The sequence below is a fragment of the Nocardia sp. JMUB6875 genome, from assembly GCF_041154655.1.
Classification (GTDB): Bacteria; Actinomycetota; Actinomycetes; order Mycobacteriales; family Mycobacteriaceae; genus Nocardia.
Window position 1 is genome coordinate 12,818 of sequence record NZ_BAAFGR010000095.1, and the last position, 17,919, is coordinate 30,736.

The 17,919-nt window shown below is 67.0% G+C and carries 16 protein-coding genes, 2 pseudogenes and 1 riboswitch; of the genes and pseudogenes, 12 read left to right on the forward strand and 6 right to left on the reverse strand.

Features of this window, described 5'->3' with window-relative positions; translation table 11 throughout:
- Positions 1 to 274 precede the first annotated feature (274 nt).
- The gene (locus ACAM49_RS23525; RefSeq protein WP_369637720.1) at positions 275 to 1,135 is read left to right on the forward strand and encodes a haloalkane dehalogenase; all 861 of its coding nucleotides are present in this window, start codon (positions 275 to 277) and stop codon (positions 1,133 to 1,135) included.
- Positions 1,136 to 1,233: 98 nt separating this feature from the next.
- Here ACAM49_RS23525 and ACAM49_RS23530 read toward each other — a convergent pair whose 3' ends face one another.
- Positions 1,234 to 4,137, reverse strand: a complete 2,904-nt coding sequence (locus ACAM49_RS23530) for a (Fe-S)-binding protein (protein ID WP_369637721.1) — start codon at positions 4,135 to 4,137, stop codon at positions 1,234 to 1,236.
- A 69-nt stretch (positions 4,138 to 4,206) separates the two neighbouring features.
- Positions 4,207 to 5,316, reverse strand: coding sequence for a type 2 isopentenyl-diphosphate Delta-isomerase (fni, locus tag ACAM49_RS23535; protein ID WP_369637722.1), 1,110 nt, complete (start codon positions 5,314 to 5,316; stop codon positions 4,207 to 4,209).
- Positions 5,317 to 5,660: 344 nt separating this feature from the next.
- Here fni and ACAM49_RS23540 point away from each other — a divergent pair, with 344 nt between their 5' ends.
- The 7 genes from ACAM49_RS23540 to ACAM49_RS23570 all read left to right on the forward strand — a co-directional run bounded on the left by ACAM49_RS23540 (position 5,661) and on the right by ACAM49_RS23570 (position 13,201).
- Positions 5,661 to 6,656, forward strand: a complete 996-nt coding sequence (locus tag ACAM49_RS23540; protein WP_369637723.1) for a hypothetical protein — start codon at positions 5,661 to 5,663, stop codon at positions 6,654 to 6,656.
- A 17-nt stretch (positions 6,657 to 6,673) separates the two neighbouring features.
- Positions 6,674 to 7,258, forward strand: coding sequence for a cysteine hydrolase (locus ACAM49_RS23545; protein ID WP_369637724.1), 585 nt, complete (start codon positions 6,674 to 6,676; stop codon positions 7,256 to 7,258).
- The gene (gene hypE, locus ACAM49_RS23550; RefSeq protein ID WP_369637725.1) at positions 7,255 to 8,271 is read left to right on the forward strand and encodes a hydrogenase expression/formation protein HypE; all 1,017 of its coding nucleotides are present in this window, start codon (positions 7,255 to 7,257) and stop codon (positions 8,269 to 8,271) included. Before ACAM49_RS23545 ends, hypE begins: the two co-directional genes overlap by 4 nt.
- Positions 8,272 to 8,279: 8 nt before the next feature.
- Complete coding sequence (gene hypF / locus ACAM49_RS23555; protein WP_369637726.1) at positions 8,280 to 10,607, forward strand: carbamoyltransferase HypF; 2,328 nt, start codon at positions 8,280 to 8,282, stop codon at positions 10,605 to 10,607.
- Between the two features lie 210 nt (positions 10,608 to 10,817).
- Positions 10,818 to 11,552, forward strand: a complete 735-nt coding sequence (locus ACAM49_RS23560; RefSeq protein WP_369637727.1) for an alpha/beta hydrolase — start codon at positions 10,818 to 10,820, stop codon at positions 11,550 to 11,552.
- Between the two features lie 25 nt (positions 11,553 to 11,577).
- The gene (locus ACAM49_RS23565) at positions 11,578 to 12,168 is read left to right on the forward strand and encodes an HD domain-containing protein (protein ID WP_369637728.1); all 591 of its coding nucleotides are present in this window, start codon (positions 11,578 to 11,580) and stop codon (positions 12,166 to 12,168) included.
- 106 nt (positions 12,169 to 12,274) lie between these two features.
- Positions 12,275 to 13,201 (forward strand): prolyl oligopeptidase family serine peptidase, encoded by a 927-nt coding sequence (locus ACAM49_RS23570; RefSeq protein ID WP_369637729.1) that lies wholly within the window; start codon positions 12,275 to 12,277, stop codon positions 13,199 to 13,201.
- Between the two features lie 19 nt (positions 13,202 to 13,220).
- Here ACAM49_RS23570 and ACAM49_RS23575 read toward each other — a convergent pair whose 3' ends face one another.
- The 4 genes from ACAM49_RS23575 to bioB form a co-directional block, all read right to left on the reverse strand.
- A complete protein-coding gene (locus ACAM49_RS23575) occupies positions 13,221 to 13,385 on the reverse strand; it encodes a hypothetical protein (protein ID WP_369637730.1) in 165 nt (54 codons plus the stop codon).
- A gap of 91 nt (positions 13,386 to 13,476) precedes the next feature.
- Positions 13,477 to 14,196: a DUF2567 domain-containing protein gene (locus ACAM49_RS23580; protein ID WP_369637731.1), complete on the reverse strand. Its 720-nt coding sequence runs from the start codon at positions 14,194 to 14,196 to the stop codon at positions 13,477 to 13,479.
- Complete coding sequence (locus ACAM49_RS23585; protein ID WP_369637736.1) at positions 14,196 to 14,411, reverse strand: hypothetical protein; 216 nt, start codon at positions 14,409 to 14,411, stop codon at positions 14,196 to 14,198. The genes ACAM49_RS23580 and ACAM49_RS23585 overlap by 1 nt, the downstream gene beginning before the upstream one ends.
- A gap of 115 nt (positions 14,412 to 14,526) precedes the next feature.
- On the reverse strand, positions 14,527 to 15,564 hold the full coding sequence (gene bioB / locus ACAM49_RS23590) for a biotin synthase BioB (protein WP_040807044.1): 1,038 nt from the start codon (positions 15,562 to 15,564) through the stop codon (positions 14,527 to 14,529).
- A 110-nt stretch (positions 15,565 to 15,674) separates the two neighbouring features.
- On the opposite strand from bioB, the gene ACAM49_RS23595 reads away from it, so the two are divergent.
- From ACAM49_RS23595 to ACAM49_RS23610, 4 genes and pseudogenes are all read left to right on the forward strand, one after another.
- The gene (locus ACAM49_RS23595) at positions 15,675 to 16,259 is read left to right on the forward strand and encodes a TetR/AcrR family transcriptional regulator C-terminal domain-containing protein (protein ID WP_369637732.1); all 585 of its coding nucleotides are present in this window, start codon (positions 15,675 to 15,677) and stop codon (positions 16,257 to 16,259) included.
- A 125-nt stretch (positions 16,260 to 16,384) separates the two neighbouring features.
- A riboswitch (cobalamin riboswitch) is annotated at positions 16,385 to 16,511 on the forward strand.
- Positions 16,512 to 16,544: 33 nt separating this feature from the next.
- Positions 16,545 to 17,576, forward strand: coding sequence for a FecCD family ABC transporter permease (locus tag ACAM49_RS23600; protein ID WP_369637733.1), 1,032 nt, complete (start codon positions 16,545 to 16,547; stop codon positions 17,574 to 17,576).
- Positions 17,573 to 17,770: pseudogene (locus tag ACAM49_RS23605) on the forward strand (ATP-binding cassette domain-containing protein); the annotation flags it as partial. The gene ACAM49_RS23600 and the pseudogene ACAM49_RS23605, both read left to right, overlap by 4 nt.
- A gap of 61 nt (positions 17,771 to 17,831) precedes the next feature.
- Positions 17,832 to 17,919, forward strand: a pseudogene (locus ACAM49_RS23610) (RNA methyltransferase); the annotation flags it as partial.

A 17,919-nucleotide genomic window follows, 5' to 3' on the forward strand; every position in this document is an offset into this window, starting at 1 on the left:
CGGACTCATTTACCCAGTCGAGTCTCTCTTCCGCCGACTTGCCCAGAAATTCGTCAAGTGTCGGTATCGAAATAGCACACCTCGTCAATGCTTATACGGTGTATCGCGATTCCAGCGATGCGAGCCTACAACGAAATCCGGTGTGGCCCAAGGGCGTTCAACCGCTGCCTTCGCCAGTTGCACAGGCTTTTGTGCAACCCGAAACCGTGGCAATTCACGGGATTCGGGGTAGTCCGGTATATCAGACGTTGTCTCGCAACGCAGAGAGGTTCGCATGCTGATCGACTTCGTTCCCGACAAGAATCTGTACCCCTTCGAGTCCCGCTGGTTCGACTCGTCCGCCGGCCGGGTGCACTACATAGACGAGGGGTCCGGACCGACAATCCTGTTCTGCCACGGCGTTCCGACGTGGAGCTTCCTCTTCCGCCACATCGTGCGGGAGCTGCGGGACCGGTACCGCTGCGTCGTCGTCGACTACCTGGGGTTCGGATTGTCCGAGCGTCCCGATGATTTCGGCTACACCGTCGCCGAGCACACCGCGATCGTGGGCGAGCTGATCGACCACCTCGGGCTCGACGACTTCGTCGTGATGGGACACGACTGGGGCGGGCCCATCGGGCTGGGCGCGGTCGCCCCGCGCCGGGACCGGCTGCGCGGAATCGTATTGGGCAACACCACGTTCTGGCCGCCCGAGGCCATCGCGAACCAGATTTTCAGCAGGCTCATCCGCACCCCGCTGCTGCAACGGCAGGTGCTCGAGAAGAACTTCCTCGTGGAGCGGGTCCTGCTCGGCGAGCTGGGCCGCAAGCTCAGCCCGGCCGAGATCGACCACTACCGCTCGGTGCAGCCCGACGCGGTGGCCCGGCGGGGACTGGGCGTGATCGCCAAGCAGATTCGCGACGCGCGCCCGCTGCTCGAGCAGCTCTCCCGCGACGTGCCCGCCCTGCTGGCCGACAAGCCCACGCTGCTGGTGTGGGGCATGCGCGACCTGGTATACCGCCCGAAGGACCATATTCCCCGGATGCGGGCGACATTCACCGACGTCGAGGTGGTGGAACTCCCCCGCGCTCAGCAGTTCATCCAGGAACACGCGCCGGAGGAGATCGCCACGGCGATCGCCAAGAGATTCGGCTGACTCCGATCCGGCTCGGCCGAGGACGGCGTGGGCGGCACTACCACTCGGTAGCGCCGCCCACGCCGATCACGTTCGGCCGCCTGACATTCCGGACCGACCTAGTTCTTCTTGCCCGGAGCCTTCATACCCGACTTGAACCCGAGCCCACCCGGCTTGGCAGCGGGCGGTGCGGCGGAGCCATTGCCCTCGGACGTGCCGGTGCTCTCCGACGTGCCATTACCCTCGGAAGTGCCGTTACTCTCCGCGGGATGTTCGGCCGGAGCCGGGGCGGGCTCGGCGGCCTGAGCGGGTGCGGCCGGGGCCTTCGGGCCGGGGCGCTTCAAGCCTGACTTCATGGCCAGACCCTTGGGCGCGACGGACGGCTTCGCCTCCGCGGCCGGGGCGGATGCGGACGTATCAGCCTCGGCGGCAGTGGTTTCCGGTGCGGTATCCCGCTCTGCCACCGCCTCGGTGGCGGGCTTCGCACCCGGAGCCTTGGCAGCCCCCTTCATCTGCAGGCCCTTGCCACCGGGAGCCTTCAGCCCGCCCTTCATGCCGAGCCCGCCCGGCTTGGCGGCCGGGGTCGCGGGAGCCTCCGCGGCGGGCGCCTCCGCAGCCGGGGCAGCAGCCTCGCCCGCGGGAGCGGCCTTCGCGCCCGGCGGCTTGAGCCCGCCCTTCATGCCCAAGCCCTTACCGCCGGGAGCCTTGGCGGCACCCTTCATCCCCAGACCGCCACCGGCAGGAGCCGCCTTCGGGGCTTGGGCGGGCGCCTCGGCCACGGCGGCTTCGGCCTTGACCGGTTCGGGTTCGGAAACCGGTTCGGGCTCTTCGACCTTCGGGGTCTGGATGACCTTCAGGTTCTCGGTCAGGGTCGCGGCGTCCACGCGGTCGATGGACTGCAGCATCAGCTGCGCGACATCGACGACCTCGACGCCCTGGCCGACCTCGCCGCCGTCCTTACGCGCGGTGACACCGTCGGTGAGCATCACCCGGCAGAACGGGCAACCGGTCGCGATCATCGACGGCTCGTTGCCGCCCTTGAGGGTGTCGAGGGCTTCGTCGACGCGGTCGATGTTGATGCGCTTGCCGAGCTGCTCTTCCATCCACATGCGCGCGCCACCGGCACCACAGCACATGGAACGCTCACCGTGACGCGGCATCTCGACCAGCGTCGAGCCCGACGCCTCCATCAGTTCCCGGGGCGCGTTGTAGATCTTGTTGTGGCGGCCCAGGTAGCAGGGGTCGTGGTAGGTGACGTTCTGCGCCACCGGCGACACCGGCACCAACTGCTTACCGCGCACGAGGCGGTTGAGCAGCTGGGTGTGGTGGACCACCTCGTAGGTGCCGCCGACCTGCGGGTATTCGTTGTTCAACGCGTTGAAGCAGTGCGCGCAGGTGACGACGATCTTCTTCTTCGCCTGCTCGACACCCTCGAACACGCCGTTGAGGACTTCGATGTTCTGCATCGCCAGCTGCTGGAACAGGAATTCGTTGCCCGCACGCCGGGCCGAGTCGCCGGTGCAGGTTTCTTCCTGACCCAGCACCATGAACTTCACCCCGGCGGTGGCGAGGAGTTCGGCGACGGCCTTGGTGGTCTTCTTGGCGCGGTCTTCATACGCACCCGCGCAACCGACCCAGAACAGGTACTCATACCCGTCGAAGCTGTCGGCGTCGCGGCCGTAGACCGGCACCTCGAAGTCGACCTCGGAGATCCAGTTGAGGCGGTCTTTGGCGTTCTGGCCCCAGGGGTTTCCCTTGTTCTCCAGGTTCTTGAACAGTCCGGCGAGTTCGGAGGGGAACTCCGACTCGATCAAGACTTGGTAGCGGCGCATGTCGATGATGTGGTCGACGTGCTCGATATCGACCGGGCACTGCTCCACACACGCACCACAGGTCGTGCACGACCACAGGACCTCGGGGTCGATGATGCCGTTGACATCCTCACCACCGACCAACGGACGCTCCGCCTCCAGGCGAGCAGCCTCCGGAGCCTTGTCCTTGTCACCGGCGAGCAGGTATGGAGCCTTCGCGTAACCGTGGTCACGCAGCGACATGATCAACAGCTTGGGGGACAAGGGTTTTCCGGTGTTCCAGGCCGGGCACTGCGACTGGCAACGGCCGCACTCGGTGCAGGTGGTGACGTCGAGGATGTCCTTCCAGGAGAAATCCTCGAACTTGCCCACACCGAAGGTGTCATTGTCCGGGTCGGCCGTCTCCATATCGATCGGCTTGCCCTGCGACAGCATCGGTTTCAGCGCACCGAGCGCGACGCTGCCGTCGTCCTCACGCTTGAAGTAGATGTTCGGGAACGCCGCGAACCGGTGCCAGGCCACACCCCAGTCGACATTGCGGCTGACCACCACCACCCATACCAGTGCCGTCATCAGCTTGCAGAACGCGAAGACAGACACCGCCGCCGCGCTCGCGGGCAGCAGCTTGGCGATGTTCATGCTGACGAAGTCGCTGGCCGCGTGATGCTCACCGGTGTAGGCGATGACCAGCGCCTTCACCCCGACCATGCTGATGCCCTCGGCGACGACGATGAACTCGACGAAGTAGGCCGACAGGAAGTTCGAGCCGGAGAAGCGCGAGAGCCGCGCGGGCCGGCGCGGGTGGTTCAACTGCCGGATGACGACCAGCACCACGCCGCCGACGATGGTGCCGAGCCCGAGCAGCTCGTCGGCGAGATGGTAGGCGAGGGTCTCACCGATCCACGGCCAGGTGAAGGTGGGACTGAAGATCTGGCCTTGCGCCTGGAAGACCGTGACGAACCCCAGCAGGAAGCCGACCATCACCAGCCAGTGCGCCCACCCGACGGTCCGGAACTTCACCATCCGGGTATGCGCGCCGAATTCCTTGACCATGGTGGCGAATCGCGGCAGGAACGGCCGGAACCGGTCCGGCGCCGGCTGTCCCAGCCGGATGGTGCGCACCATCCGGCGGATCGCCAAGAGGAACCCTGCCCACGCGGGGACACCGATCAGTATCGAGATGATGCCCAGCGTTATCTGCAAGGGGCTCATACGGTGGCCTTTCACTTACGAAGGGACGCAATGTGGTTCGTCGCTCGACGCATCGTAACTCGAGCAAAGCTACTCGCGAGTAACCGGCGCGTCCCACATCGGATTCCGGGAGCGCCGGGCGTAGCCACCGGCGTCGATGCCGCGCAGTCCGCACAGCTCGGCGAGTCCTCCAGTGAGCAGCACATCGGTGTCCGTCAGCGCGCGCACGGTTTCCGCGCCGAGCACCACCATCAGCTGCCGGATCTGAGTGATCCAGACGGTGATGGCCGCGATCAGCGCGTCGACACCGCCGTTCTCCAAAATCGACAGGAAGTGTCCCGACACCCCCACCGCCCGGGCGCCGAGCGCCAGCGCCCGCACCACGTCCAGCGGTGTCCGCACCCCGCCCGAGGCGAGCAGCGTGACCCCCTGCAGCAGGGCCACTTCGGCGCCGTCGACCAGACAGGCCGGGGTGGACAGACCCCAACCCGCCAGCACGCCGAAGTCGGCCCGCCGACGCCTGGAATTCTCGATCATCGCGAAATTCGTTCCACCACAACCGGATACGTCGACTATCCGCACGCCGAGGTCGGTCAGCTGCATGACCGTGTCCGCGCTGATGCCGAAGCCGACCTCCTTGACGATCACGGGGATGCCGAGCGCCTCGGTCAGCCGGGCGATATTGCGCGGCCAGGCCGAGAAGTCCCGATCCCCCTCCGGCATCACGATCTCCTGGATCGCGTTGACGTGCACCTGCAGTGCGTCGGCGCGCAGCAGTTCCACCGCCCGCGCCGCCATCTGGGGCGTCGCGTTGGCATTGAGGTTGGCAATGACGTAACCATCCGGATTCTCAGTGCGCAATACGCGATACGTCTCGGCGACCGAGGGGTCGGCCAGGTAGGCGCTCATCGAACCCGACGCGATCGCCAGCCCCGTCTCCCGGGCGGCGATCGCCAGCCCGCGATTGATCTCGCCGGTCCGGGAGCTGCCGCCGGTCATCGCGTTGATGTAGAGCGGCACCGGCCAATTCGCGCCGCCCACCTCGGTGGCCAGCGAGACGGCATGCTCCGCGGTGCCCCGCAGGGCATGGTGGACAAAGGTGACGTCATCGAACGGAGAGGGGCGGGGCCCGGCCAGCGACTCGCGATGCTGTGCGACGGCCAGGCGGACATGATCGTCCTTACGGCTGGCATAGGTCATCTGATCATCTCTATTCAATTCTGTGAATGCAATTTACATGTACCGCAAAGGAAGTCGGCCACGGTATTACCGCACAGGTCGATCCGCGCGACAAGGTTTCGCGCGATACCGCCGAGCTCACCGACTCAGACAATCCGGCGCCGAGTCGCGCGAATCACACTGTGCAACTGACGCTTTCACACGCTTGCACACCTCCGGGCAGCACGCCGCCGGTGGATCGGCACGGCCACGCGGGCCGCCGGGCATGGATGATCACGGCAGGGAACGGCGGCGTTCCGAATCACCTTGCGGGAAGTCCGCCCCTGCGGTAATTTTCGAAAGATCTTGAAAGGTGAAGGGGCACTGTGCTTTTGGAGACTTCATCGAAATTGAACCGCGTCAGAACATCCTTAGAGATCGCATCGCTGGTAACAATCGGCTCCCCCCGATCCGAGGGGGAGGACCATTCACACATCGAACGACTGGTCGAGGCCGAGTGGCCCTTGCCACCCATCCTCGTACATCGGCCCACCATGCGAGTTATCGATGGGTTTCACCGCACATTCGCCGCGCGACTGAAGGGATTCACACATATCGATGCATATTTGGTCGACGGTTCCGAGGAACTGGCATTCATTGTCGGAGTGCGTGAGAACACCACCCACGGTTTGCCGCTCTCACTGAGTGATCGGCGGTCCGCCGCGGAGCGCATCATGCGAACACATCCACATTGGTCGGATCGTTCCATCGCGACCACCGCGGGCCTGTCCGCGAAGACCGTCGCATCGATCCGGAGCCGCTTCGACGTCGATTCGCGGGCGAGCCATCGACTGGGCAGCGACGGCCGGCTGCGGCCTGTCGACACCAAATCGGCCCGGCGCACGGCCGCCGAATTGATCTTGGCCCGCCCCGACGCATCGCTGCGCACCATTGCCCAGGAAGTCGGCCTGTCCCCGTCCACCATTCGCGATGTACGCACCCGGCTCAAACGCGGGGAGGATCCACTCCTCCATTCCGGCGAAGGCAAAAATTCCGGGAGCCCATCGGATTCCGACGGCAAGCTCCCCGAACCACCCGAACGACTCACCCCCGCACCGGCTCCCGAAAAACCCGCCGATCTCAGCGCGCTGCTGGCCCTGCTGTCGCGGGACCCGGCACTGCGGATGAGCGCCAGTGGCCGCGACCTCCTGCGGTGGCTACATCAGCGCGCGGTCCGGAACAGCGATATCGAGAAGATCGCCGACGCCATTCTTCCCCATACCCGGGAACAGATAATCGAATTCGCTTACCAATGCGCGGTCAACTGGTCGAATATCGCCCGGAATCTGGAAAACCGCTCGGGCGCAGCGCAGCACAACTAGCTACTGGAGTAGTCGACATGTCAAAGATCGCAGTTCTCACGAGCGGCTTGCAATACGATATCGTCGGAAAGAACCCGGAACGTCAGGCCGCGATCTCCGCCGCCACCGCACACGTCACCGGATTCCTGTCGGATATGCGCAAGCGCGGGCATCCCGTTTTCCATCTGCAGCTGCTCAACGAACCCGACGATCCGCTGGCCGAGCGGTATGACGGCCGAGTGCCCGCGCTGCGCGGCACGGCGGGCGCGGAGGTGATCACCGAATTCCTCGATCCTGACGACATCGTTCAGGAGCGCAGTAAGGACAGCGGCTTCTACGAGACCGATCTGCACGAGCGGCTGCAGGCGATCGGGGTGGAGACCCTGATCCTCATCGGCCTGCAAACCCAGATCTGTATCCAGACGACCGCTGCCGACGCCTTTTTCCGCGGATACATCGTCGGGGTGCCGAGCGACTGTGTTTTCTCCGCCGTGGAAGCCGACCGGCAGCGCGCGCTCGAATGGCTCGAGGGCTATTGCGCCACCGTGGCCGATTCCGAGGAGATTCTCCGCACGATCGACGAGAACGGCGGTCTGCCCCGGAAGGAGACCAAGACACCGTGACTCTCGCGACCCAACAGATCCAACTCGACCACGGCACGGGTGCGACGCTGTCGAGCGAGCTCGTGGAGTTCATCGCCGAGACCCTCGGTGACGTGTACATCGGCGAGATGGAGGACAGCGCCGTCCTCCCGGTCGAGGGCACCCGGATCGCCATGACCACAGACAGTTTCGTGGTCGACCCGCCGTTCTTCGGCAATGGCGATATCGGGAAGATCGCGGTCTGCGGGACCGTCAACGACCTCGCGGTCTCCGGTGCGTCGGCCCGCTATCTCACCCTCGGATTGATCCTCGAGACGGGACTGCCCTTCGATCGGCTGTTCCGGGTGCTGACCTCGATCCGGGACACCGCGCGCGAAGCGGGGGTGCGCATCGTGTGCGGTGACACCAAGGTCGTGCGGGCCGGGGAGGCGGATCAGCTGTACCTCAACACGAGTGGGGTCGGCTTCTTCGGCCGGGAGCCGCTGCGCATGGATGCCGTGCGCACCGGCGACACGGTCATCCTGTCCGGGCCGCTGGGCAACCACACCGTGCACCTGCTCTCGATCCGCGAAGGTCTCGGCTTCGAGAGCCGGGTGCTCAGCGACTGCGCGCCGCTCAACACCATGATCGACGGATTGTTCGCCGCGGTGCCCGACGGAGCGATTCGCTCGATGCGCGATGTGACGCGCGGCGGGCTGGCGGCGGTGTTGCAGGAGTATTCGGGCCGACTGGAGAAAGCCATCGTGGTCGAGGCCCCGGCGCTGCCGATCCAGCACGAGACCGCGATGGCGGCGGATATGTTGGGCATCAACCCATTACATTGCGCCAACGAAGGCTGCCTGGCGATCTTCGTCGATCCCGGCGCGGCCGACGCGGTGCTGGCCGCCCTGCGCGCGCACGAGTACGGCCGCCACGCCGTGGCGATCGGCGAGGTGACGGGCCGGGCGGGTGCGGCGGTGATTCTCCGGGATGCCGCGGGACGCGAATCGACACTGCAACCGCTGCGCGGCGCCGAACTGCCCCGGCTCTGCTGACACTCGCCATGACCGAACAAGCAACCTGGCAGATCAGGGTCACCGGCGTCGTGCAGGGCGTGGGCTATCGGCCCTTCGTCTACAAGCTGGCCCGGGAGCGGCAGCTGGCCGGATGGGTCCGCAACGATCCCGAGGGCGTGCTCATCGAGGCCAGCGGCCACGAGTCCGTGCTGCGGCTGTTCAGTGCGGAGTTGGCGAGCAGAGCTCCGGAACTGGCCCGGGTCGAGGGCGTGGTGGCCCTCAGCAGGTCGGCGGGGCCGTCGGCGGCCACCGGTTTCGACATCGTGCACAGCGAGCACACCGGCGCGAAAGTGGCTCTGGTGCCCGCCGATACGCACGTCTGCGCCGATTGCCTGGCCGAGTTGCGGGACCCGGCCGACCGCCGCTACCGGTATCCGTTCATCAACTGCACGAACTGCGGTCCACGGTATTCGATCATTCGCGCACTGCCCTACGACCGGTCGCAGACCACCATGGATTCATTCGCCATGTGCGAGCGCTGCGACCGGGAGTACCGGGATCCGATGAGCCGGCGCTTCCACGCCCAGCCCAATGCCTGCGCGGACTGCGGACCGCGGCTGTCGCTCGCGGACCGGCACGGCGCGCTGCTCGAGGGTGAGGACGCATTACGAAGGTGCGCGACCGAGTTGGTGGCCGGGCGGGTCGCCGCCGTCAAGAGCGTGGGCGGCTTCCACCTCGCCGTGGACGCGCGCAGCGCCGAATCGGTGGCCCTGCTCCGCGCGCGCAAACGCCGTGATTCGAAGCCCTTCGCCGTCATGGTCCGGGATGTGGCCACGGCCCACCGCATCGCGCGACTGTCCGCGGACGAGGAGGCACTGCTGTGCTCACCCGCCCGGCCGATCCTGCTGGCGCGCAAGCGTTCCGGATCGGTGCCGGAGGGCGTCGCGCCGCGGAATCCGAATCTGGGCCTGATGCTGCCCTCGGCGCCGCATCACCATCTGCTGCTGGACGAATCCGGCTTGGACATGCTGATCATGACCAGCGGCAACATATCCGGCTATCCGATCGTCCATCGCAACCAGGACGCCCTCGATCAGCTCTTCGAGATCGCCGATGTGATCCTGTACCACGACCGCGAAATCGAGGTCAGGGTCGACGATTCCGTGGTCCGGCTGTCCACGCATCCGGAATTGGACGGCCCCCTGCTCACATTTCTGCGCCGGGCGCGTGGCTACGCGCCGTACCCGGTGGAGATCGGCCGTCCGCTGGTGCCCCTGGTCGCCTACGGCGCCGAACTCAAGACGACGGTGGCGCTGTCCGCCGGTTCCCGGGTCTTCCTCAGCCAGCACGTCGGCGACCTGAAGAACGACGAAACCTTCGCCGCGCACCGCAGGACCGCGGCGCATCTGGCCTCGCTCTACGAATTGCGGCCCAGCGCGGGGGTTTACGACCTGCATCCGCAGTTCCGCACCAGCGGCGGGCACGAGGGCATCGGCGAACCGGGCGAACCGGTGTACGTCCAGCACCATCACGCGCACATGGCCGCGTGCATGGCGGAGAACCGGCTCACCGGCCAGGCCGTCGGCGTGGTGTTCGACGGGGCCGGCTACGGCACCGACGGCACCATCTGGGGCGGGGAATTCCTGCTGGGCGGCTTCGAAAACTTCGAGCGCGCAACGCATCTGCGGCGGATCGCACTGATCGGCGGCGATCGAGCGGTCCACGAACCGATTCGCACCGGGTTCGCGCTCGCCCTGGACACCTACGGCGACACCGACACCGCCGCCGCGGCATTCCCGGCGATCGGCCGCCTGGGCCGGGAGCATCGGCACGTGTACTCCACCATGCGTGCGCGCGCCATCAATTCGCCCGAGGTGTCGAGCATGGGCCGCCTGTTCGACGGGGTGGCCGCCCTGCTCGGCATCTGCTCCCACGCCGAGTACGAGGCCCAGGGCCCGATCGAGTTTGAGGGCCTGCTCGGCCGCGACCTCACCATGGTCGACGGCTACGAATTCGACTACAGCACAACCGAAATCGACTTCCGGCCGGTCATCCGCGCCATCGCCGCGGACCTGGCCGTCGGCACTCCCCTCCCCGATATCAGCCGCCGCTTCCACTCCGGCGTGGTCACCATGGTCGCCCGCCGATGCCGCGAGATCTCCCATCGCACCGGCATCCGGCAGGTAGTCCTCTCCGGCGGCGTCTTCCTCAACGAGTTCCTCCAGATCAACTGTTTGGCGACGCTCCGGCGGGAAGGACTCGAGGTCTACACACACCACCAGGTCCCGCCCAACGACGGCGGTATCGCCCTCGGTCAATTGCTGATCGCCGATGCGCGAGTTCTGCACGACAGGTGCGATACGCCGCCGCGATGACCCGTGATCCCGCCCGTCGAGCGCAGGCTGTGCCGGTAAAGCGCTTGGTAGGCGGCGCGGGCCGCTGCTACAGTTCCGGAGGCCGTGCAAGAGACCGAGGAGGTGGTACCCGTGAATGCTGTATCGACGTGGGTGCTCCTCTCAGGGGTCATGGTCGGGCGGTAGGTCGTCCGGGAGCGCCGTTCATGTGCACTCCCGAAAGGCACTACCATGCAATTCATTTCTGAGAAGCGGTTCGACGACGGGGTTGTCGAGCGCGAATTCACACTCGGCGAGATCACCGGCATCCTCTGGACGCCCGCATCCGTCTCCGCTCCGGTCCCGCTGATCCTGCTCGGACCCCCTCCCCTCGGACTGCGCAAGGCGTACCCGCGACTGGCGGGCCGGGCGCGGCACACTGTCGCGGAGGGTTATGCCGCGGCCACCATCGAACTCCCCGGCAACGGAGACCGGCCCCGGATTCCCGTGGTCGACCAGGCCGTCGCTGACCTGCACCGGGCATTGGCGGCGGGTGAGCCGGTCACCGACGGCATCGTCGACCGGCTCGTCCTCCCACTGCTCGATCCCGCGGTCGCGGAATGGCGGGCCACCCTGGACGCCCTGCTCGAACTACCCGAGATTGGCGGCCCGGTCGGATACTCGGGCGGGGTGATCTCGGTCGGCGTCCGCCTGGCGGTGGTCGAACCGCGCATCTCGGCCGCCGTGCTGTTCGCCGGAAGTTATGTGCCCCGCGTCATTTTCGAGGAGGCCCGGCAGGTCACCATCCCGGTACACGTCCTGCTGCAGTGGGATGACGAAGGGAACGACCGGCAGATGGCCCTGGATCTGTTCGACGCCTTCGGCTCCAAGGAGAAGACGCTGCACGCGAATATGGGCGGGCACACCGGTGTTCCGCAGTTCGCGGGAGAAGAGGCGGGCCGTTTCCTCGCCCGGCATCTGAGGTGAGGCCCGGCCGCCGGGCGGCCGAGGCATGATCGGGGTGGGTGGCGTCGCCGCCCACCCCGAATTTATTGCCGGGTGGGTCATCCCGGAGTCCGGTAGGTTCGGCGGCATGGATATCGGGGGAATCGAAGGTATCGCTCGTAGTTATGCCGAAGCGGCACACGGGGATCAGAAGTACGGCGGGGAACCGTACGTGGTTCATCTGACGGCGGTGCGCGCGGTCTTGGCGGACTTCGGGATCGGCGGTGATTTCGGCGTCGCCGCGTGGCTGCACGATGTGCTGGAGGATACGGCCGTCACCAAGGCCGAACTCGAGGCGGCGTTCGGCTCGAATGTCACCGAACTCGTCTGGGCCGTAACGGGAATCGGGGAGAACCGGCAAGAACGCAACGAGGAGATCTACCGCAAGATCCGCCTCCATCCGTCGGCGGTCATCGTCAAATTGGCCGATCGCATCGCCAATGTCGAAGCGAGCGCGGGCACCCGCTTCCTGCCGATGTATCAGGCCGAGTACCTGGGCTTCCGGGGCAACCTCGGCGGCCTGCTGCCCGATGACGAAACGGTCGCGCGCATGTGGAGCCGCCTGGACGCGGCGATCAGCCTCGATGCCCCTCGGTGAAGGCCCGGCCGATCGCCCGCGGCACGCCGATCCGACGGCGCGCTGAGGACCTGCTCGGCCGCAATCGGTTTGAATCCTCGCTATGGGAGGCTTCGGGCTGTTCCGGGTGGTGCTGGCGGCGGGCCTCGCCGCCGGTCTGTTCGTCGCGCCGACGGCCTTGGCGCAACCGCCGGGGGGCTCGTCGCAGGCTGTCGATGACAATCGAGCTCTCGACAATGATGGACCGAAATCCTTCGGTCCATTCGAACGCCAGCAACGATTCATCCTGCACGGCGCGGATCCAGGCTTCGAGGGCGGAACGGTCTGGTTTCCGAAACAATCCACCGGCCGGCCCTTCCCGACGATCCTCGTCATGCCGGGCTTCCTTGCGTTCGAGGGCTCGGTCTCCTGGTTCGGCCCGCTATTGGCCTCGTACGGTTTCCTGGTCCTGACCATGTTCAGCAAGACCCCGTTCGACTCGCCGGTGGCGCGGAACGACCAGATGGCCGCGGCGGTGCAATATCTCGGCAAATCCAAGGATTACCGCGATCTGGTCGACACGAATCAGATCGGCATGGTCGGCTGGTCGTACGGGGGCGATGCGGCGCTGCATGCAGCCGCACTGAAGAACCCGCTGCCGAAGGCGGTCGTGGCGTTCGCCCCGTCGAGCGACAAGGCCATGGAACTGGACTATCAGACGCCTCTGGACAAAGTCCGAGTGCCCGCCATGATGATCGGCATCGACGACGACATCCTGTGTCTACTGACCGACAAATACCGCGAACGCGACAAGTGTGCGCTACCGGCTTACCGCGCCATCGGCGGCATGCAGGACAAGATGTTCGTCCAGCTATCCAGCTCGTTGATGAACCATTTCGAGTTCATCCTCTCCAACCCGGTCGTCGCCGCCTACACCGTCGCCTGGCTCATACGTTTCGTTCAGGGCCGACCGGATTACAACACTTTCCTCTGCGGTGGCAGGCCCGCCGGTGTCGCGGAGATCCGATCCTGGCTTCCAAGCCTGCCCTGTGCTGCCCCGCGACCGGTGCGGTGACATAGGCGCTGCCCGAGAATCAGTGGTCGCGATTGCGGTGCTTGACGGTGCGCTTGTAGCGGCGGCCGTTCGGGATCGGTTGCGCGGCATTGGATCTGCGGAGTTCATGGCGCTGGCGCCAGGCCGTGAGATCCGGGCGCTCCGCCGGTGCGGGCGCGCCGCGATCGGCGGGTGCGGTCTTCATGGGGTCCCCCAGGGTGATTCGGTTCGGTGAACTCGAACACGGTAAGGGGTACAACACCGAAGCTCCAGCGAATATTGCCGAGGCCCGGAGTTCAGCGGGTGGTGTCGGATTCCGGGACCGAGCCAGGCGTCTCGAACGGCACGACGGGATCGCGCGGGGTGAACTGGGTGCCGCCGTTGGAGCCCGGGTACGGCCCGTAGCTGATGGCCGAACCGTATTGCGGCGGCGCGATGATCACCGGTTCCGGCCGCTGGCCGCCGAAGGGCAGGTACTCGCCGGTGCCCAGATCATCGGAGGTGCTCAGCGCGGTGAGCAGCAGCACCACCACCGCGGCCGCGAGCGGCTGGGCGATGAGCGCGGCCCACCCCTCCACCGACGGCGCGAATTCCACGATGGTGTGCACGGCCGGATGCTTGGGCCGGGTGTGCAGCTGCTCGGCGACCGCCTCACCCACGATCTTGGTGAGGAACGAACCGGCCAGCGAGCCGAACAGGATGCCCAGCAACAGGATCGGGCCGCGCACCTTGCGCCAGCGCCACACCGCCGCCGTCCCGACCACGCCGAGCACGATGCCGATCAGCACGAAGATCGCCAGGGCGTCGAACCGGTGCATGCTCTCACCGGTCAGCGCGGTGCCGCGGTCGGGCTCGACCACCAGCAGCTGCTCGGCGGGCGCCAGCAACGCCCAGACCACACCGGCCAGGGCGCTCACCGCGGCCAGCGCGGCGAACACCACCGCCGCCGCGCGCACCTCCCGCATCACGACGGCGACGCGTAGCCCGCCCGGCTCGGCGGTGAGTGTGGCTGCCACTAGCGGTGTTCCAGGCTCGTGGAGTCGAGCACCCCGTGGCGGGAGCACTTCGCCCACCAGCCGTCGGGGCTGACCTGCACGATCATGCGGCGACCGCATTGCTCACAGAAACGTGGCGGCTCCAAACCCAGTGCGGCCGCGGGCGGGACCGGATCCTCCAGACCCGGCACGACCCGCTTCCCGGTGAACGGGTTGTAGTGCTCCTCGATCTCCACGACCACCTCGATGGATCCTTCGTGTCTCGAACTCGGGCAGCATCCGGGGGCAAACCCCCCACCCACTACGTTATGGGATGGGTGCGGCGGCCGAACCCCCGCACCCCGTTATATCTCAGAGGGTTTCGTTGAGCGCCTTGATCGGCATCTTCAGCTCACCGAGCAGATCGATGTCGGACTCGGCGGGGCGGCCCAGGGTGGTCAGGTAGTTGCCGACGATGACGGCGTTGATGCCGCCCAGGATGCCCTGCTTGGCGCCCAGGTCGCCGAGGGTGATCTCGCGGCCGCCGGCGAAGCGCAGGATGGTGCGCGGCATGGCGAGGCGGAAGGCGGCGACGGCGCGCAGGGCGTCGGACGCGGGCAGCACCTCGAGGTCGCCGAAGGGGGTGCCCGGGCGCGGGTTGAGGAAGTTCAGCGGCACCTCGTCGGGCTGGAGCGAGGCCAGGTCGGCGGCGAATTCCGCACGCTGCTCCAGGGATTCGCCCATGCCGAGGATGCCGCCGCAGCAGACCTCCATGCCGGCCTCGCGGACCATGCGCAGGGTTTCCCAGCGCTCGTCGTAGGTGTGGGTGGTGACCACGTTCGGGAAGTGCGAGCGCGCGGTCTCGAGGTTGTGGTTGTAGCGGTGCACGCCCATGGCGGCCAGCTGATCGACCTGCTCCTGGTTGAGCATGCCCAGCGAGCAGGCGACCTGGATGTCGACCTCGTTGCGGATGGCCTCGACGCCCGCGGCGACCTGCGCCATCAGGCGCTCGTCCGGGCCGCGCACGGCGGCCACGATGCAGAATTCGGTGGCGCCGGTCTTGGCGGTCTGCTTGGCGGCCTCGACCAGGGAGGGGATGTCGAGCCAGGCGGCGCGCACCGGCGACTGGAAAAGGCCGGACTGCGAACAGAAGTGGCAGTCCTCGGGGCAGCCGCCGGTCTTGAGCGAGATGATGCCCTCGACCTCGACCTCGGGTCCGCACCACTTCATGCGCACGTCGTGGGCCAGGCCGAGCAGCTCCTCGAGCCGGTCGTCGCCGAGCCGCAGCACCTCGAGGGTCTGCTCCTGGGTCAGGCCGACGCCGCGCTCGAGCACCTGCTCGCGGGCGATGGCGAGAATGTCATCGCCTGCGGTGCTAGCGGCTTCGGTGGTGACGGCTGCCTGGGTCATATCCGCGGGAATCCCTTCGTCCGGCCGTGTGGCCGAGCAACTTGAACGGTGTTCAGGGTAGGCTAGCAGTCCGGAACGTGAGCCGGAACACGAGAGGGTCGGGTTTTTCAGTGCAACTCCACCGCACGGACGTGGTCGACGGGGCGATCGCCATTCTCGACCAGTACGGACTGGCCGATCTGACCATGCGCCGCCTGGCGACGTCGCTGCACGTCCAGCCGGGCGCGCTGTACTGGCACTTCCCCAACAAGCAGGCGCTGCTCGGCGCGGTCGCCGACCGCATCCTCGCACCCATGGACGAGCCGGTCGCCGCCGACGAATGGTCCAAGCAGATCACCGAATTGGCGCATCGGCTGCGCGAATGCCTGCTCGCCTACCGCGACGGCGCCGAATTGGTCTCGGCCACCTACGCTTCCCGCCTCACCACCAGCAAGGGCCGGGAACGCCTGGCCAGCGCCGCGATCCGCGCCGGCATGACCCGCGAGGAAGCCGACCTCTCGGCCTACACCCTCCTCTACTACGTCCTCGGCCAGACGGTCGACGAACAGTCCCGCATCCAAATGGACTCCGTAGGCGCCCTCGCCGAAGAACACTCGCCGCTGTACGACACCACCGACGCCACCTCCCGCTTCGACTTCGGCCTCCAACTCTTCATCAGCGGCGTCCGCCACCTCCTCGGCACCCGCATCCGCTGACGTTTCAACGCCGAGTGGCACACCAGTGAGGGGATTTGCCCGATTCCCCCGCGCTGGTGTGCCACTCAGCGAAGATTCGCTGGGCGTACGACGAAGGCGCGGGCGGCTGGACGGCGTAAAGATTCCGGACGGTAGAGTTTCGGAGTCATCGTCGGTGGGTGTGGGAATCCGGTGTAATTCCGGGACGGTCGCGCCACTGTGAGTGCCGGGTAACCGGTGCGAGTCAGACCTCCCCCGCCGCGTAGAACTCTGGAGAGGCCGCGACTTGCCTGTGGAGGTTCATCGATGAGGCGTGCGCGCGCATCGATCGCCCTGCCCGTTATAGGGATAGTGCTGATTGCGGCCATGGTGGTGGCGACCGGGTTCGGGGCGGAGAACATTCCGGTGCGGGATGTGGTCGGGGTGCTGGTGCATCGGCTTCGCGGAGGGGTGTCCGCGGATCTCGGGCTCGACACCATCGTGTGGCAATTGCGGGTGCCGCGAACGATTCTCGCGGCGATCGTCGGGGCGGGGCTGGCTGTCGCCGGGGCCGCCATGCAGACACTGGTGCGCAATCCGCTCGCCGACCCTTATCTGCTGGGCGTCTCCTCCGGGGCGGGTGTCGGTGCGGCGGCGGTCATCACCTCGGGACTGTTCGCCGGGGCCGGGCTGTGGGCGCTGTCGGCGGGTGCACTCGCCGGTGCATTGGCGGCGGCCGCGGCGGTCTTCCTGATCGCCATGGCCCAAGGTGGGCTCACCCCACTGCGTTTGGTGCTCACCGGTACCGTCCTCGGTTCCGCCTTCGCCGCCTTCAGCAGCTACCTGATCTTCCGCAGCAGCGAGCCCTCGGCCGCCCAATCCGTCCTCTTCTGGCTCCTGGGCAGCCTCTCGGGCGCGGACTGGACCCGAATCCTCTTCCCCGCCAGCGTTGTCGCTGCGAGTCTCATCGCCCTGCTGCTGGCCGCGAACTGGCTCGACGTCCTCAACGTCGGCCCGGATACCGCAGCCTCGCTCGGAATCCCCGTGCGGGAGTTACGAATCGCCTTGTTCATCCTGCTCGCCGTCCTGGTCGGAGTCCTGGTAGCGGTCTCCGGCGGCATCGGCTTCGTCGGCCTGGTGGTCCCCCACGCGGCACGCCTGGTGGTAGGCCCCCGCCACCGCGCCCTCCTCCCCGCGAGCGCGCTGTGCGGAGCGGCGTTCCTGGTGATCGCCGACGCCGCCACCCGAGTCCTGGTCCGCCCCACCGAAATCCCCGTCGGCGTCCTGACCGGCCTGATCGGCGCCCCCGCCTTCCTGCTCCTCATGGGCCGCCGCCGCTACAGCTTCGGTGCCGCATGACAACCGACAATCCAGTAGCGACAGCTACAGGCGGCTCGCTGCGGGTGCGGCGCGCGGATTGCGCGATCGGACGGCGGACCGTGCTGAGCGGCGTGGACTTCGAAGTGCGGGCCGGGGAGACCATCGGGATCGTGGGCCCCAATGGGGCGGGCAAGACCACGCTGTTGCGGACGCTGGCCGGGTTGATCGCGCCGGTCGCGGGCGAGGTCGTCGTGGATGGCCGGGTGCTGCATCGGGTTTCGGCGCGGGAGCGGGCTCGGCGTGGACGAGGTGCTCGCCGACGCGAGGACGGTGGCGGTGCTCGAGGGCGTGAACGATCACGAGAACATCGGGTCCATCTTCC

Bases quoted from the DNA above. Each gene is read 5' to 3' on its own strand.
- fni (WP_369637722.1), bottom strand. From the start codon at position 5,316: ATGACCTATGCCAGCCGTAAGGACGATCATGTCCGCCTGGCCGTCGCA.
- bioB (WP_040807044.1), bottom strand. From the start codon at position 15,564: ATGACCCAGGCAGCCGTCACCACCGAAGCCGCTAGCACCGCAGGCGAT.
- ACAM49_RS23545 (WP_369637724.1), top strand. From the start codon at position 6,674: ATGTCAAAGATCGCAGTTCTCACGAGCGGCTTGCAATACGATATCGTC.
- ACAM49_RS23525 (WP_369637720.1), top strand. From the start codon at position 275: ATGCTGATCGACTTCGTTCCCGACAAGAATCTGTACCCCTTCGAGTCC.
- ACAM49_RS23565 (WP_369637728.1), top strand. From the start codon at position 11,578: ATGATCGGGGTGGGTGGCGTCGCCGCCCACCCCGAATTTATTGCCGGG.
- ACAM49_RS23600 (WP_369637733.1), top strand. From the start codon at position 16,545: ATGAGGCGTGCGCGCGCATCGATCGCCCTGCCCGTTATAGGGATAGTG.
- ACAM49_RS23530 (WP_369637721.1), bottom strand. From the start codon at position 4,137: ATGAGCCCCTTGCAGATAACGCTGGGCATCATCTCGATACTGATCGGT.
- ACAM49_RS23575 (WP_369637730.1), bottom strand. From the start codon at position 13,385: ATGAAGACCGCACCCGCCGATCGCGGCGCGCCCGCACCGGCGGAGCGC.
- hypF (WP_369637726.1), top strand. From the start codon at position 8,280: ATGACCGAACAAGCAACCTGGCAGATCAGGGTCACCGGCGTCGTGCAG.
- ACAM49_RS23560 (WP_369637727.1), top strand. From the start codon at position 10,818: ATGCAATTCATTTCTGAGAAGCGGTTCGACGACGGGGTTGTCGAGCGC.